Genomic DNA, 14,304 nt, shown 5'->3' on the forward strand with positions numbered 1-14,304 from the left:
ACATTCACTATAATGAATGTAAATAACGTTATTGGAGGTAAAAAGTTGGCTAAGGAGAATTCATTTGACATCGTCTCAAAAGTGGATATTGCCGAAGTGAACAATTCCATTCAAATGGCGAAAAAAGAAATTGTAAACAGATATGATTTCAAAGGATCTAAAAGCGATATATCCCTAGAAAAAGATGAGCTTGTGCTAATCTCTGACGATGAATATAAGCTGAATCAACTAAAAGATGTATTAGTAAGCAAAATGATTAAACGCGGTGTCGCAACCAAGAATATTCAGTACGGGAAAATCGAAAAGGCTTCAGGAGGCACTGTCAGACAAAGAGCCAAACTTGTCAACGGAATTGACAAAGAAAACGGGAAAAAGATCAATGCGCTGATCAAAAATACCGGGCTAAAAGTAAAAAGCCAAATTCAAGACGACCAAGTCCGGGTAAGCGGCAAAAGCAAGGACGATTTGCAAAAAGTGATTGCAGCTGTGAAAAGCGCCGACTTGCCGATCGACGTACAATTTATTAATTTTCGCTAGCTTTGCCCTGTTCACAAAATTGAAATTTTATATTGATTATTTTGATAAAATTCGTTAAATTAGGATTAATCCGTTGTTTTAAAATTTCATACGGTAAAGCGTTCTTATCAAGAGAAGCGGAGGGACTGGCCCGATGAACCTTCAGCAACCGGATTACCCAAAAACTTTGGGTACCAAGGTGCTAAATCCAGCGATGCGTAAATTTGCGCTCGGAAGATAAGAAGAAGGGGAAAATGTTCAAGAAAAAGTCTTCTTCTTAGAAGGCTTTTCTTTTTTATATAGGTGTTCGCCTCCTTGCAGGCGCCTATTTCATTTGATTGGAGGACTTTTTATGGGGCTTTTACAAGATTTACAGAATCATATATTAATTGCCGACGGAGCAATGGGGACTCTACTATACTCATTCGGAATAGACAGATGCTTTGATGAGCTAAACGTTTCAAAACCGGAAGAAATAGAACGGATTCATTCAGCCTATTTAGACGCAGGCGCAACTGTTATTCAAACAAATACATACGGCGCCAATCGCATAAAGCTTGCCAGATATGGGCTGGAAGATGATATAAAGATCATCAACCAAAAAGGGGTTGAACTTGCAAAGAGGGCGTTACAAAAAGCGGAAAACAAAGGGTATGTCATCGGAACAATCGGCGGCATCCGTTCGTTTCAAAAAAGCGCCTTCACGCTATCTGACATTGCCGAAAATTTTCGTGAGCAGCTTCATGTCCTTTTATCCGAAAACGTAGATGGCATTATTTTAGAAACCTATTACGACTTGGAAGAACTGAAAACCGTTTTGCAAATAGCTAGAAAAGAAACGGATTTGCCCATTATCACAAATGTTTCTTTGCACGAACAAGGCGTCTTTCAAAATGGAACAAGATTGGCAGACGGTTTGAAAATGCTTGAAGAACTTGGTGCAGATATTGTCGGCCTCAATTGCCGTTTAGGCCCTTATCATATGCTGCAATCTCTGGAAGAAGTGCCGCTGTTTGAACATGCCTTTTTATCCGCTTTTCCAAACGGCAGCCTGCCAAGGTATGAAAACGGAAGATTAGTTTATGAATCAGATGAACACTATTTTTATGAAGCGGCTCTTCAATTCCGAAAACAAGGTGTCCGGCTTCTCGGCGGATGCTGCGGAACCGCGCCGAAACATATTCGGGCAATGGCTGAAGCTGTATCAAACCTCCCTCCTGTCACAGAGAAAGAAGTAAAAGAACGAAATGTTCCAATTCATGTTTTACCTATGAAAGAAAGTCAAGAAACTCCTCTCCCAGATATTGCAAAAAACAGACGCTCAGTGATTGTAGAATTGGACCCGCCGAAAACGCTCGGCTTGGAAAAATTTTTAACAGGAGCAAAAGCGTTGAAAAAAGCGGGGATTGATGCAATTACGCTTGCGGATAATTCCCTTGCTACACCAAGAATCAGCAATGTTGCTTGCGCAAATATTGTGAAAAGCCGTTTCCAGCTTCGCCCGCTCGTTCATTTAACATGTCGTGACAGAAATTTAATCGGCATTCAATCCCATTTAATGGGGCTGCATACGCTTGGCCTGCACGATATTTTAGCGGTCACCGGCGACCCGTCCAAAATCGGTGATTTTCCGGGTGCAACCTCTGTCTATGATTTATCATCGTTTGATTTAATCAGCTTAATTAAGCAATTTAATGAAGGTTTGTCATACTCCGGAAAATCACTTGGTCAAAAAACAAACTTTACTGTAGCCGCCGCCTTCAATCCGAACGTAAGACATCTTGATCGCGCAGTTCAGAGACTTGAGAAAAAAATCAGCTGCGGAGCCGATTATTTTATTACGCAGCCGCTCTACTCGGAGAAGCTGATCGAAGAAGTATATGAAGCAACAAAACATCTGAATGTTCCGATATATCTCGGGATTATGCCGTTAATAAGCAGCCGCAATGCTGAATTTATTCATAACGAAGTGCCAGGCATTAAATTGTCCGATTCGATTCGCGAACAGATGCAAAAAGCAGGCAATGATAAAGAAAAGGGGAAACGAGAAGGACTTGCCATTGCAAAATCGCTTATTGACGCAGCATTTGACCTGTTTAACGGCATTTACTTAATCACTCCGTTTTTGCATTATGAGATGACAGTCGAGCTGACGGAATACATTCATGAAAAAGAAAAGGCAAAACGAGAAAGGAAGATTTCCCATGTATAACATAAAGGAACAGCTGGAGAAAAAAATTTTAATACTAGACGGAGCCATGGGAACAATGATTCAAGCTGCAGAATTATCTGCGAAAGATTTTGGCGGTGAAGAATATGAAGGATGCAACGAATATTTAAACATCACTTCCCCTGAAACGATTGTCCGTATTCATGAAGCGTACCTTGAAGCAGGCGCTGATATTATCGAGACAAATACGTTTGGCGGTACAAGCATCGTCCTCGAGGAATATAACTTGGGGCACCTTGCTTTTGAAATAAATAAAAAAGCAGCGGAGATTGCAAAGCGCGCTGCAGAAAAATATTCAACACCGGATTGGCCTCGTTTTGTGGCAGGATCAATGGGGCCAACGACTAAAACGCTCTCCGTTACAGGCGGCGTCACATTCCAACAATTGGCAGAAGCTTATCAAGTTCAAGCGGAAGGACTGTTAGAGGGGGGCGTTGATGTACTTCTCCTTGAGACAAGCCAAGATATGCTCAATGTAAAAGCAGGTTACTTAGGAATTCAACGAGCTTTTCAAAAGCTCAAGAAAGAAGTGCCGATCATTCTGTCCGGAACGATAGAACCGATGGGAACAACTCTTGCCGGTCAAGATATTGAAGCGTTTTACATTTCAGCTGAACATATGAATCCAATTGCCGTCGGCTTAAACTGTGCGACAGGTCCTGAATTCATGACCGATCACATCCGCACATTGTCTGAAATCGCCAATACCGCTGTCAGCTGTTATCCGAATGCCGGACTGCCTGATGAAGAAGGTCGCTACCATGAATCACCGGAATCTTTAGCAAAAAAAATCAGAGGGTTTGCAGAAAGAGGCTGGCTTAATATGGTCGGCGGCTGCTGCGGAACAACTCCCGAACATATTCGCGCAATAAGGGAGGCAATGGAAGGCTTAAAACCGCGAAAAATCGTCAAAAAGCAAAATCAACATACGGTATCAGGCATCGAGCCCCTTCGCTATGATGAATCAATGCGCCCGCTGTTTGTCGGTGAACGCACAAACGTCATCGGTTCGCGTAAATTCAAGCGTCTCATTGCGGAAGGAAAATTTGAAGAAGCAGCGGAGATCGCCCGCGCTCAAGTGAAAAACGGCGCCCACGTCATCGATGTCTGTCTCGCAGATCCGGACCGAAACGAGCTTGAAGATATGGAAAACTTCATCCGCGAGGTTGTAAAAAAAGTAAAAGCGCCGCTTGTCATTGACTCAACCGACGCCAATGTCATCAGAAAAGCGCTCGAATACTCACAAGGGAAAGCGATCATCAACTCGATCAATTTAGAGGACGGCTTAGAACGGTTTGAAGAAGTTCTCCCGCTTGTGAAACAATTCGGTGCAGCTGTTGTCGTCGGAACAATCGATGAAGACGGAATGGCTCTGACTGCGGAGCGAAAGCTGGAGATTGCCAAGCGGTCTTATGACATTTTAGTCAATCAACACGGTATAAGTCCAAGCGACATTATTTTTGACCCACTCGTCTTCCCTGTCGGCACAGGTGATGAGCAATATATCGGATCTGCCCAAGAAACGATCGAAGGGATCCGTTTAATTAAAGAACATCTTCCCGGCTGTTTAACTATTCTCGGGATCAGCAATGTTTCTTTCGGGCTTCCGCCGGTCGGCAGAGAAATATTAAACGCCGTTTTTTTATACCATTGCACACAGGCAGGGCTCGATTATGCGATCGTCAATACGGAAAAATTAGAGCGGTACGCTTCGATCCCTGAGGAAGAGCGGAAGTTGGCAGAAAACTTATTATTTGAAACAAATGATCAGACGCTCGCACAATTTACGAACTTTTACCGCGACAAAAAGAAAGAGGAAAAAAAGCCGAAAACGGAATTAACCTTGGAGGAACGGCTCGCACAATACGTTGTGGAAGGAACAAAGCAAGGATTAATCGAAGACTTACAACTGGCACTAGAAAAATATGATGATCCTCTCGATATCATCAACGGACCGTTAATGAAAGGAATGGAAATTGTCGGCGAACTGTTTAACGACAATCAGCTGATTGTTGCTGAAGTGCTTCAAAGTGCGGAAGTGATGAAAGCATCTGTCGCCTTTTTAGAACCGTATATGGAAAAAAAAGATGACAGCGGCAAAGGAAAAGTCATTTTAGCTACAGTCAAGGGCGACGTCCATGACATCGGCAAAAATTTAGTTGACATTATTCTTTCCAACAACGGCTACCGCGTCGTTGATTTAGGCATTAAAGTTGCGCCGCAGCAGCTGATTGAAGCGGTCAATAATGAAAAGCCTGATATTATCGGTCTTTCCGGACTGCTCGTCAAATCAGCCCAGCAAATGGTGTTAACAGCACAAGACTTAAAAACAGCCAACATTTCGATTCCGATTTTAGTCGGCGGTGCTGCATTATCACGCAAATTTACCGATCAAAAAATTTCACCGGAATATGACGGTCCTGTGTTATATGCGAAAGATGCAATGGACGGGCTGTCGCTTGCCAATAAGCTGAGAGAAAACCCGGATGCTTTCCTTGAGAAAAGAACGGTCGCAGTTGAGGAAAAACAGAATAGACAGAAAAGCAGCAAACCTGTTATGATCATTGAAAAAAAATCATCTGTGTCCAAACCGACCGTATATCATCCAGCTGACTGCAATCCACACATTATTCAAAACATTGATATTGCCCAAGTCGTCCCGTATGTGAACATGCAAATGCTTTTAGGACACCATCTCGGATTAAAAGGCAATGTCAAACAGATGCTTCTGGAAAAACAGGAAAAAGCGGTAGAACTAAAAAATGAAATAGATGAATTGCTGCGTTTAGGGAAAGAATATGGCTGGTTCCGTCCATCTGCTATTTATCAATTTTTCCCGGCCTATCGCGAAGGAAACTCCATTCACATTTTAGATCCGGCTGCAAAAGATAAAATCATTGAGACGTTTACATTCCCTCGGCAGGAAAAGCCGCCGTTTTTATGCATTGCCGACTATGTAAGCGAACGGTCAGATGAAACACCGCATGATTATATCGCCCTGTTTGCCGTAACTGCTGGAAAAGACATTCGCAGCATCGCCATGCAGTTTAAAGAAAGCGGTGAATTTTTCCGGAGCCATGCGATTCAAGCATTGGCGCTGGAGCTGGCAGAAGGTCTTGCAGAGCGGACGCACCAGCTGATCCGCGACCGATGGGGCTTCCCGGATCCGCTTGACTTCACAATGCAGGAACGGTTTGCAGCAAAATACCAAGGTCAGCGCTATTCATTTGGCTATCCGGCTTGTCCAGACTTAGAAGATCAAGCGAAGCTGTTTAAGCTGTTAAAGCCTGAAAAAATCGGCATCCAGCTGACGGAAGGCTTTATGATGGAACCGGAAGCATCCGTCTCTGCCTTCGTCGTCTCACACCCTGAAGCTCGATATTTTAATGTCCTTTAATATTTCGTCTCGCCGTTAAGGGCAAGCTATTTTCGGATGCATATGGATAACGAAGTGCTCGTTTAGCAATTCGTTATCCATTTTTTATTAAATCGCCTCAAAGCTTTTCCTAACCATAAGCTTGAATAAATTGTATTAAAATAGCCTATTGCGGTTTCCTATCCGCCCGCTGAATGAAAACAACTGTTATAAACATTAGCACGATAACGGTTATCGACAAAAATAACCATTTTCTCAATAAAAATGGATCCCAAACAGGCGGATCGAATAGAAAGATGTGCGGCCATGGATAAATTCTCCTAACGTAAGCACTTCTAAAACCGTGTAAATCATGATAATCGTTAGAGAAATCTCAATGTTTATAATCAGCACGATAAGTGATGTGCCAAAAAGCATATAGAATAATACTAAAATCATAAAATGAATCACGTTAAGACCAGATAACGAAGTCATCCCGTATTTCATCACAAAAACGGTACATAAATGAAAAACCCCGATAATATTGACAATCAAGTACTGGAAGAAATCCATCCCAAACCGTTTTTAGTAATATGGAACTAACGTTTCATACGCCCCTTCTTCATACATTTCACTCAGCCGATACATAAGGCACCAGCAAGTAAACGGTATAAAAAAACCTTGAATAATAATGATATTACTGTGAATATCATCTTCCTCTCTTGGAACAAACAGAATAAGCAACATAGATAAGCTAAACATCACAGCAGGGACAAAAAAAGTGAGCCCCATCGTCTTTCGGTCAAATACAAAGGTGCATAATTGCTTTCTAAATAATCTCTCATTTTAGTTCAACCCCTAACAACGGCTAAATACCGATCAATTAGTCTTGGTGCGACTTGTTTCGCCCCTTCTTCCTCTTTTTTCGCAAACACCCGTACATTCACGTCGTCTCCCTCTTCGAGAAGCTGAATCACTTCATTTTCCGCCATGATGGTATCCAATTCATTCGGCGAGACACGATATTCCCATACATATCTTTCCGCATGGGCTTTCAGCTCGGCTGGCGTTCCTTCGAATAGGACGTTCCGCTTTTTAAAACACCGATCTTTGTCCATAAAAACTCAATATCTTCGACAATATGCGACGAAATGATGACGGTATGCTCCAAACCAAGGTTTTTTAGCAAATTGCGGAAGCGAATCCGCTCTTCAATGTCCAATCCCGCTGTCGGTTCATCAAAAATTAAGATCGACGGCTTTCTCATTAACAGCTGTGCGATTCCCACCCATTTTCTCATTCCGCCGGATCATTCCATCATTTTCTTGTTTTCATGCCCTGTCAGATTGACCTTTTTAATAGCCTCCCATATAGTTGGAAAAATTCAAAAATATGTAAAATTTTTCTGTAAATTAATGGAGTTCATCATTTATAATTTTTGGTAGAGAGGCCTCTTCACTTTCTCCCCCTAAGATGGTTGCAACAGGGTTAACGTTAAAATAGAAAGGAGGATGACAATGGCAACCTTATTCTGTCAGGTGAAATGCATCGCAACATGCGGTGCTGCATGTGCAGCTGACACAGTCTCACCGATCGCAGACGTATTAGGGTTTGCAGCAGGGGAAGCACGCTTCTTTAAAGCTTAATATCTTAATAGGCCAAGAGCCATGACGCATTTTGTGGCTCTTGGTACTTTATAAGTGAGGAGGAAGTGAAATGATTAAATTTTTAACTGAACCATTATTATTTGATACCGAGAAAGGTAATTATTGCTATGACAACAGTACGAGAATAGTTATTCCAGTAAATAAATCAGAAAAAAACTTTTTGTCGGAAATTAAGATAGGTGACACCATTCATGAAGAAGACTTCAAAAAAAATAATCTAAATGAATTGCTTCATAAAATTGTAAAATATAACCTCTTTCAATCAGATTTTCAATTGCCAAAAATCACTGAACAATTTATTAAAGAAAAACTACTGACAGAGGGAATATCGCATCTATGCTTAATTGTTACCGATGCTTGCAATTTCAGATGCAAATATTGTATTTACTCTGATCATTATTTTTATTCAAAGAATTTTTCAAATAAACGTATGGATTTTCAAACCGCAAAATCCGCTATTGATTACTATATGAATGTAAATATAAAAAGTATCCAATACAACCCCAATTTAAGTATATCCATTGGATTTTATGGGGGAGAGCCTTTAATAAACTGGAAACTTATAAAACAGGTTGTTGAGTACACCAACGATAATTACAAAAAGGTATTTGACAATATTTTCTTTTCAATAACAACCAATGCATATTTATTAACTGAAGACAAAATCAATTATATGTTTGATAAAAATTTTTCTATTTCTGTAAGTTTAGACGGTGATAAGGAAAACCATGATAGAAACCGTGTTACAATCAATGAAAAGGGAACGTTTGACAGAGTTTTTAAAAATCTGGCTTTAATGGATGATATATATCGGGAAAAAGTGAGACTAAATAAACCGGTACTACCTTATGGAATATTAATAACTTATGATAATTTAACAGATTTTAGTAAATTAGATAAATACTTTATGGAGCATCCTGAACTGGATAAGCGGATTCAGCGAGTAAACAGGGTAAGTAATATAAATACTGAGTACTATAAAGGTGTCCAGTTGGAGCAATCCTATTTAGAAAGAAGAAAAGATTTTATCAAAGGACTCATTGAAAGAGCGAAAGATAAACAGTTTGAAAAGAAAGCAACTAACTTTTCCAAAACAATTCTTAAAAGCATCATCTTCGATCCTATGATGAATACTGCTTATAGCAATAATGAGTTAAGAGGTACTTGCCTGCCTGGAATCCATAAATTGGCTGTAGATAGTGATGGAAATTTTCATATGTGCGAAAAAATTAATCCTCATTATCCTGTTGGAAATATAGAAACCGGCTTGGATCCAACTAAGCAAGCTAATTACATGAATAATTTTTTCTCTGCTTTAGCAGGATGCAAAAATTGTAATTTAAATAATATTTGCAACCTTTGCTATGTAATAACTGAAACTGACGGACAAGGATTTCAATTAAAAGACACTTTTTGCAAAAACTTTAGAGAAGGAATTATAAATTCTTTCTCTACATACTACTCTATTTTAGAAAATAATCCGGGAATATTTCAAGAGATTAGAGAATAAGGAGAGGAAACGTATGAACTTTAAACTTCATCCGGAAGTCATATTTTTGAAGGGAAATGAAGGGGCGGTACTTTATCACTTAATAAGCGGAAAGAAATTTCAATTTAATAAAACTGATGCCGAAGCTATAGAATCATTAAATAATAACGAACAGGATAAAGAAAACATTCCTGATAAATTAATAGATTATTTATTGGAACATGATTTAGGTGCTTATTATCGTGATGGTGTATACTTGGAAAAAATAAAAACAAGTAGAATTGCTACATTAAAATACGATAAATTAATCCCTTTTAGACTAAATCGATTGGTAATTGAGTTAACCGGGACGTGTAATTTAAAGTGTTTATTTTGTACCGAAGAAAATGTAATCTACAGATCATGCGGATGTAAAAAATGGCCGGCCAAAGAAGAGATGAATTTCAATGAGTGGAAGGATATAATTGATCAAAGCATAAAACTAGGGATACAGGAATGCTTTATAACAGGAGGAGAACCATTTTTAAAATGGCATTTATTAAAAGAACTGCTAAATTATCTTTTTAAACACAAAATCAACGTTACCATTTTTACAAATGGCACTTTAATAAATAACGATATTGGCCTGTTCTTAAAAGATCAAAATGTTTCATTAGCTTTGCAAATTTTCAGTTCCAAAAATAAACAATATGAAAAAATCACCCAAGTTGACGGCTCTTTTGAACGTATTCAGGAAACTTTTAGAATAATTGATACACACAAAATACCTCATACTGTTTCAATAATAGTCTCTTCTTTAGATGATTCTTCTTTTGAAGAGATTCAATCAAAATTTGGAAAGAGAAATTACCAAAATATCTATATATATCCTACAAATAAATATTACTCTATTAGCAGAATAGCTGAAATGATGAACCCTGAAAATAGAGAAATTCCTATCAATTTGAATTCAGTTCCCTATTTAAAAAAATATAACAACTGTTTATACGGCCAAATCTTTATTTCCTCTGACGGCAAAATTTATCCTTGCATGATGATAAGGGATTATGAGTTGGGAGATTTAAAAAAAGAGAAACTTTGGGAAGCTTTCCACAGAAAAGAATACAAAATTTTTTGGGAGATGTCTAAAACGAAAATTCAACATTGTTCAAATTGTGAGAGAAATTTATTTTGCTTTGATTGCCGTGCGCTAGATTATTTTAAATCCAAAAGGATTGATGGAATGGTCTATTGCAATAAAATAGAAAAATCAACGGTTACCTCTACTAACTAAACCGGGGCGATATATATGAACAACAGCGTAAAATTATTGTTTAGCTATTTAAAAGAATTTAAAAAGAGCTTGTCTATAGCTTTTCTTTTATTAGTTGTTCTTTCTGCAATCACTGTACTTCCAGGATTAATCATTAAGAATATTTTTGATTTTGGAATAGCAAAAAAAGATTATCACTATGTTCTTTTATTCAGTGCAATACTTGCATTAATATATGTAATTAAGAGTATGCTCAACTATTTTTCCAATGTAGTTTTTACAAAAGTAAGCCAGAATATAGTGTTGAAGCTTCGGCAAAATATATCAACAAGACTGCTGAAACTGCCTATGGAGTTTTTCAATTTTTACCCCAGCGGATATATTACATCAAGATTAAATGAGGTAAATAATATAGGGGGATTGTTTTCTGCCAACACATTTAAAATTTTGCTAAGTTTTTTTGAACTGTTTGCTACCCTTATTATTCTGGCAGCAATCAATTTCAAATTAACATTAATTTTATGTCTGCTAATGCCGGCATATTACATCATTTCAAACAAATTCTTGTCTTCAATATTTCATATATCTACTGAAACAGCTGAAAAAAGTGCCGTTTTAAACAACAAAATACAGCAGTCAGTACAGGGTATCGAAGAAGTCAAAAATCTCTCGGTAGAGGATAAGGAAACAGAAAAAATCAATTCAGCAGCTAAAGATCTAGTGGATGCCAATATTAAACAATCAATCTTTTATTCAATTGGTATGGAATTAATTGTTTTGGTTGGTTCACTGTCCTCTGTTTTATTAATCGTTATGGGTGGAAAAGATGTCATAATAAATAGTATGACAATAGGCGGGTATATGGTATTTATGAACTACCTTCCCAGACTGTATTCGCCAATTCAAAATATATCGGCTACTGTTCTAACGATCCAGCCGGCATTAGTAAGTTTAAAAAGGCTCCATATATTTATTGAACAAATAGGAGAAGACGAGGAACAGAATAAAGTCAAAATAAATGATATTAAGAGCATTGAGTTTAAAGGTGTATCTTTTAGGTATAAAGAAGACCAGCCATATATCTTGAATAATGTAAGTTTTTCGCTAGCCCCTGCTGATAAGCTTTTAATAAAGGGGAAAAATGGAACCGGCAAAACAACAATACTTAGAATATTAATGGGATTATATAATGTGCAAAAAGGAAAAGGACAAGTTCTTATAAATGGAATACCGATTGATGACATAGATAAAAAATCACTTCGGAAAAACATTGGCATCGTATCGCAAAAAATATATTTATTTAACGATACAATTGAAAACAATATTAAATATGGTGTAGAAAACGTTGATTCGAATACTTATATGGAAGTGCTGAGAACGACTGGTTTAGATGATATTATAGAAAAATTGCCTGATAAAGAAAATACATTAGTTGGGGAAAACGGAAAAAATTTATCAGGAGGCCAAATTCAAAGAATTGCTATTGCCAGAGCCCTTTTAAAAGGGGCAAACATCATTATGTTTGATGAAGCAATTTCTCATATGGATTTTAGCGGTAAAGAAAAGATAAAGAAATTAATTGAAAGCGGCTCATCAAAATCCATTTTTATCATTATAGACCATAGCAATGATTTTGACACAGTATGCAACAAAATCATTCACTTACATGATCATCCACAAGGCGAAGCAACAATCGCTGCCAATTAGCAAAACTCATGACTTCAACCTAAAATCCGTAAATACCGTTCGCATTTTGCAAATTGCCCGGATTTTGTGCACTTTGGGCAATTTGACTCCTCCCCGATCCATGCCCCAGCCTGCGGGAAAAATCCATCACTCCTTCTGGGTGTAAGGGGAAGTATTTGAGGCTCGAATGAAAAAACCGAGGCAGGCGCCCCGGTTTCTACCATTCTTTTGCTTTGAGCTTAAAGAGTTTTGAAGAAAAATCGCCCGATTCATTGACCCCGAAGCGGGCATCAAAGATATTGTTCGTCAGCTGAATGCCGACGTTCATCAGTTCATCGCCAAAAAATGTGTTTTCGACTCCTTTTATTTCATATTCAAAAATCGCCATTTAACCCTTTTAACAGAATGCGTGAATATCCGTGATTTGGTTTTGCCAGCACTTGGTAGTAACCTACAAGCGCTTCTTTTTGATCTTTTGAAACAACCATACATGCCGTCACATTTCCGTCCCCGTCAAATGGGCTTATTAAGCGGTAAAATGTTCCTTTTTGAATCCATTTGCGATGATCTTTATTCGATATAATCTCGCGATATTAGTTGAAAAAGAATATTTAAAATGATGAGATTCATCGAAAAAATAAGTTTATCTTTTAAGATACTCAATCAAAATAATGTCTTTCCTTCTAAATATTTATCAGGAATCAGTTTTATATTCTCCGATTTTATTTCTCCATCTTATCATTAATTTCCATTTAAGCCACTTTATTATTAACATTTCATCACCCAAAAGCCATTCTGTTATTAACGGTTCGCTTTTTCCAAATGTCATATCAAATATTCTCCATTTTATTTTATAACCAAATACTGTTACTTCACCTAAATATAACCATAAAACAGATTATAGTATCAATAGTTTTTTGAAAAATCATTCTTTTCTAAAATATACTGTTAATCAATTTTTGTTTATTATTCCCGTCCACTTCCCATACTAACTGTATACTTACTTGTTTTAGGAGGAGGTTTTTATGGTTCAGCAGCAAAATCAGCCAAATACACTTCCGCCTCAACAGCAAAATGTGCAGCCGGGGATTGAATCGTTTATGAATCCAAGACCAATCTTTGATGATCCTTCTTATCAAGGCAGCGGAAAGCTTGCAGGAAAGACAGCGGTCATTACCGGCGGCGACAGCGGCATCGGGAGGGCGGTTGCGGTGCTGTTTGCCAAAGAAGGTGCCGATGTGGCCATCATTTACTTAAATGAGCATGAAGATGCAAAGGAAACAAAAGGATATGTTGAACAGCTCGGGCGCAAATGTCATTTAATAGCCGGCGATCTCGGCGACGAAGCATTTTGCCAGCAAGCGGTGAAGGGAGCAAAAGATCAATTTGGAAAAGTGGATATTTTAGTAAACAACGCAGCCGAGCAGCATCCGCAGCAAGGAATTGAATTTATTACAGCAGAACAGCTTGAACGAACGTTTCGGACCAATATTTTTTCGTTCTTTTTCATGACAAAGGCTGTTCTTCCCCATATGAAGACAGGCAGCACGATCATAAATACGACATCTGTTACAGCCTATCATGGAAATGAACAGCTCATTGATTATTCGGCAACAAAAGGCGCCATTGCGTCATTTACCCGTTCTCTTGCTTTATCATTGGCCCCTAAAGGCATTCGAGTCAACGGTGTAGCGCCAGGACCCATTTGGACACCGCTCATACCTTCTACTTTTGATCGTACAAAAGTAGCTTCTTTTGGCTCCAACACAGCGATGAAGCGGCCCGGACAGCCGATGGAAGTTGCGCCTGCTTATGTATATTTAGCAAGTGACGATTCTACTTATATGACAGGGCAAATTCTCCACGTAAACGGCGGCACGATCGTAAATGGTTAATCTGCAAAAAGGCCCCAAAATCCAATACTTTGGGGCTTTTCTATTTGTAAATAGCTCTTGGCATATCTGAGAGCAATATCCACATGGCCAGATCAATACGCTAAACAAAAGTCATCGATACATGTTCGCTCCTGTCAGATGCTGATAAATGAATTCCACTGGATTATTAATTTCTGGAAAATTCTACAGACTGCATCAATCGCTTTCAAATCCA

Annotated in this window: 11 protein-coding genes, 1 pseudogene and 1 riboswitch; of the genes and pseudogenes, 8 read left to right on the top strand and 4 right to left on the bottom strand. The window is 38.4% G+C overall.

The window, feature by feature from the left end; genetic code table 11:
* Positions 1-45: 45 nt before the first annotated feature.
* From FB379_RS00480 to metH, 3 genes are all read left to right on the top strand, one after another.
* Positions 46-537: a YajQ family cyclic di-GMP-binding protein gene (locus FB379_RS00480; RefSeq protein WP_063387028.1), complete on the top strand. Its 492-nt coding sequence runs from the start codon at positions 46-48 to the stop codon at positions 535-537.
* Between the two features lie 101 nt (positions 538-638).
* Positions 639-760: riboswitch (SAM riboswitch) on the top strand.
* A 108-nt stretch (positions 761-868) separates the two neighbouring features.
* A complete protein-coding gene (locus FB379_RS00485) occupies positions 869-2,728 on the top strand; it encodes a bifunctional homocysteine S-methyltransferase/methylenetetrahydrofolate reductase (RefSeq protein WP_094245331.1) in 1,860 nt (619 codons plus the stop codon).
* Positions 2,721-6,143 (top strand): methionine synthase, encoded by a 3,423-nt coding sequence (gene metH, locus FB379_RS00490; protein WP_144596634.1) that lies wholly within the window; start codon positions 2,721-2,723, stop codon positions 6,141-6,143. Before FB379_RS00485 ends, metH begins: the two co-directional genes overlap by 8 nt.
* Positions 6,144-6,377: 234 nt before the next feature.
* Here the strand turns inward: metH and FB379_RS18660 are convergent, their stop codons facing one another.
* Both FB379_RS18660 and FB379_RS00500 read right to left on the bottom strand, forming a co-directional pair.
* Positions 6,378-6,656 (bottom strand): hypothetical protein, encoded by a 279-nt coding sequence (locus FB379_RS18660; RefSeq protein ID WP_242009261.1) that lies wholly within the window; start codon positions 6,654-6,656, stop codon positions 6,378-6,380.
* Positions 6,657-6,952: 296 nt separating this feature from the next.
* Positions 6,953-7,467: pseudogene (locus FB379_RS00500) on the bottom strand (ATP-binding cassette domain-containing protein); the annotation flags it as partial.
* 151 nt (positions 7,468-7,618) lie between these two features.
* Here FB379_RS00500 and FB379_RS18380 point away from each other — a divergent pair.
* The 4 genes from FB379_RS18380 (at position 7,619) to FB379_RS00515 (ending at position 12,216) form a co-directional block, all read left to right on the top strand.
* Positions 7,619-7,747, top strand: coding sequence for a huazacin family RiPP peptide (locus tag FB379_RS18380; protein ID WP_158640141.1), 129 nt, complete (start codon positions 7,619-7,621; stop codon positions 7,745-7,747).
* 70 nt (positions 7,748-7,817) lie between these two features.
* Positions 7,818-9,278, top strand: coding sequence for a radical SAM protein (locus tag FB379_RS00505; RefSeq protein ID WP_144596636.1), 1,461 nt, complete (start codon positions 7,818-7,820; stop codon positions 9,276-9,278).
* Between the two features lie 13 nt (positions 9,279-9,291).
* Positions 9,292-10,530: a radical SAM/SPASM domain-containing protein gene (locus FB379_RS00510; RefSeq protein WP_066248394.1), complete on the top strand. Its 1,239-nt coding sequence runs from the start codon at positions 9,292-9,294 to the stop codon at positions 10,528-10,530.
* 15 nt (positions 10,531-10,545) lie between these two features.
* Complete coding sequence (locus FB379_RS00515; protein WP_144596638.1) at positions 10,546-12,216, top strand: ABC transporter ATP-binding protein; 1,671 nt, start codon at positions 10,546-10,548, stop codon at positions 12,214-12,216.
* Positions 12,217-12,412: 196 nt separating this feature from the next.
* On the opposite strand, the gene FB379_RS18935 is transcribed toward FB379_RS00515, so the two are convergent.
* Both FB379_RS18935 and FB379_RS18940 read right to left on the bottom strand, forming a co-directional pair.
* Positions 12,413-12,583, bottom strand: a complete 171-nt coding sequence (locus FB379_RS18935) for a GH36 C-terminal domain-containing protein (RefSeq protein WP_199757321.1) — start codon at positions 12,581-12,583, stop codon at positions 12,413-12,415.
* Positions 12,570-12,695: a GH36 C-terminal domain-containing protein gene (locus FB379_RS18940; RefSeq protein WP_277874769.1), complete on the bottom strand. Its 126-nt coding sequence runs from the start codon at positions 12,693-12,695 to the stop codon at positions 12,570-12,572. The genes FB379_RS18935 and FB379_RS18940 overlap by 14 nt, the downstream gene beginning before the upstream one ends.
* A gap of 525 nt (positions 12,696-13,220) precedes the next feature.
* Between FB379_RS18940 and FB379_RS00525 the strand changes: the two genes are divergently transcribed.
* Positions 13,221-14,090 (top strand): SDR family oxidoreductase, encoded by an 870-nt coding sequence (locus FB379_RS00525; protein ID WP_066248403.1) that lies wholly within the window; start codon positions 13,221-13,223, stop codon positions 14,088-14,090.
* The last annotated feature ends 214 nt before the right edge of the window (positions 14,091-14,304 follow it).

Origin of the sequence: Aeribacillus composti (assembly GCF_007827555.1) — a bacterium.
Lineage (GTDB): Bacteria > Bacillota > Bacilli > Bacillales > Aeribacillaceae > Aeribacillus > Aeribacillus composti.

Bases quoted from the DNA above. Each gene is read 5' to 3' on its own strand.
- FB379_RS00485 (WP_094245331.1), top strand. From the start codon at position 869: ATGGGGCTTTTACAAGATTTACAGAATCATATATTAATTGCCGACGGA.
- FB379_RS00505 (WP_144596636.1), top strand. From the start codon at position 7,818: ATGATTAAATTTTTAACTGAACCATTATTATTTGATACCGAGAAAGGT.
- FB379_RS18935 (WP_199757321.1), bottom strand. From the start codon at position 12,583: ATGGCGATTTTTGAATATGAAATAAAAGGAGTCGAAAACACATTTTTT.
- FB379_RS18380 (WP_158640141.1), top strand. From the start codon at position 7,619: ATGGCAACCTTATTCTGTCAGGTGAAATGCATCGCAACATGCGGTGCT.
- FB379_RS00525 (WP_066248403.1), top strand. From the start codon at position 13,221: ATGGTTCAGCAGCAAAATCAGCCAAATACACTTCCGCCTCAACAGCAA.
- FB379_RS00510 (WP_066248394.1), top strand. From the start codon at position 9,292: ATGAACTTTAAACTTCATCCGGAAGTCATATTTTTGAAGGGAAATGAA.
- FB379_RS00515 (WP_144596638.1), top strand. From the start codon at position 10,546: ATGAACAACAGCGTAAAATTATTGTTTAGCTATTTAAAAGAATTTAAA.
- metH (WP_144596634.1), top strand. From the start codon at position 2,721: ATGTATAACATAAAGGAACAGCTGGAGAAAAAAATTTTAATACTAGAC.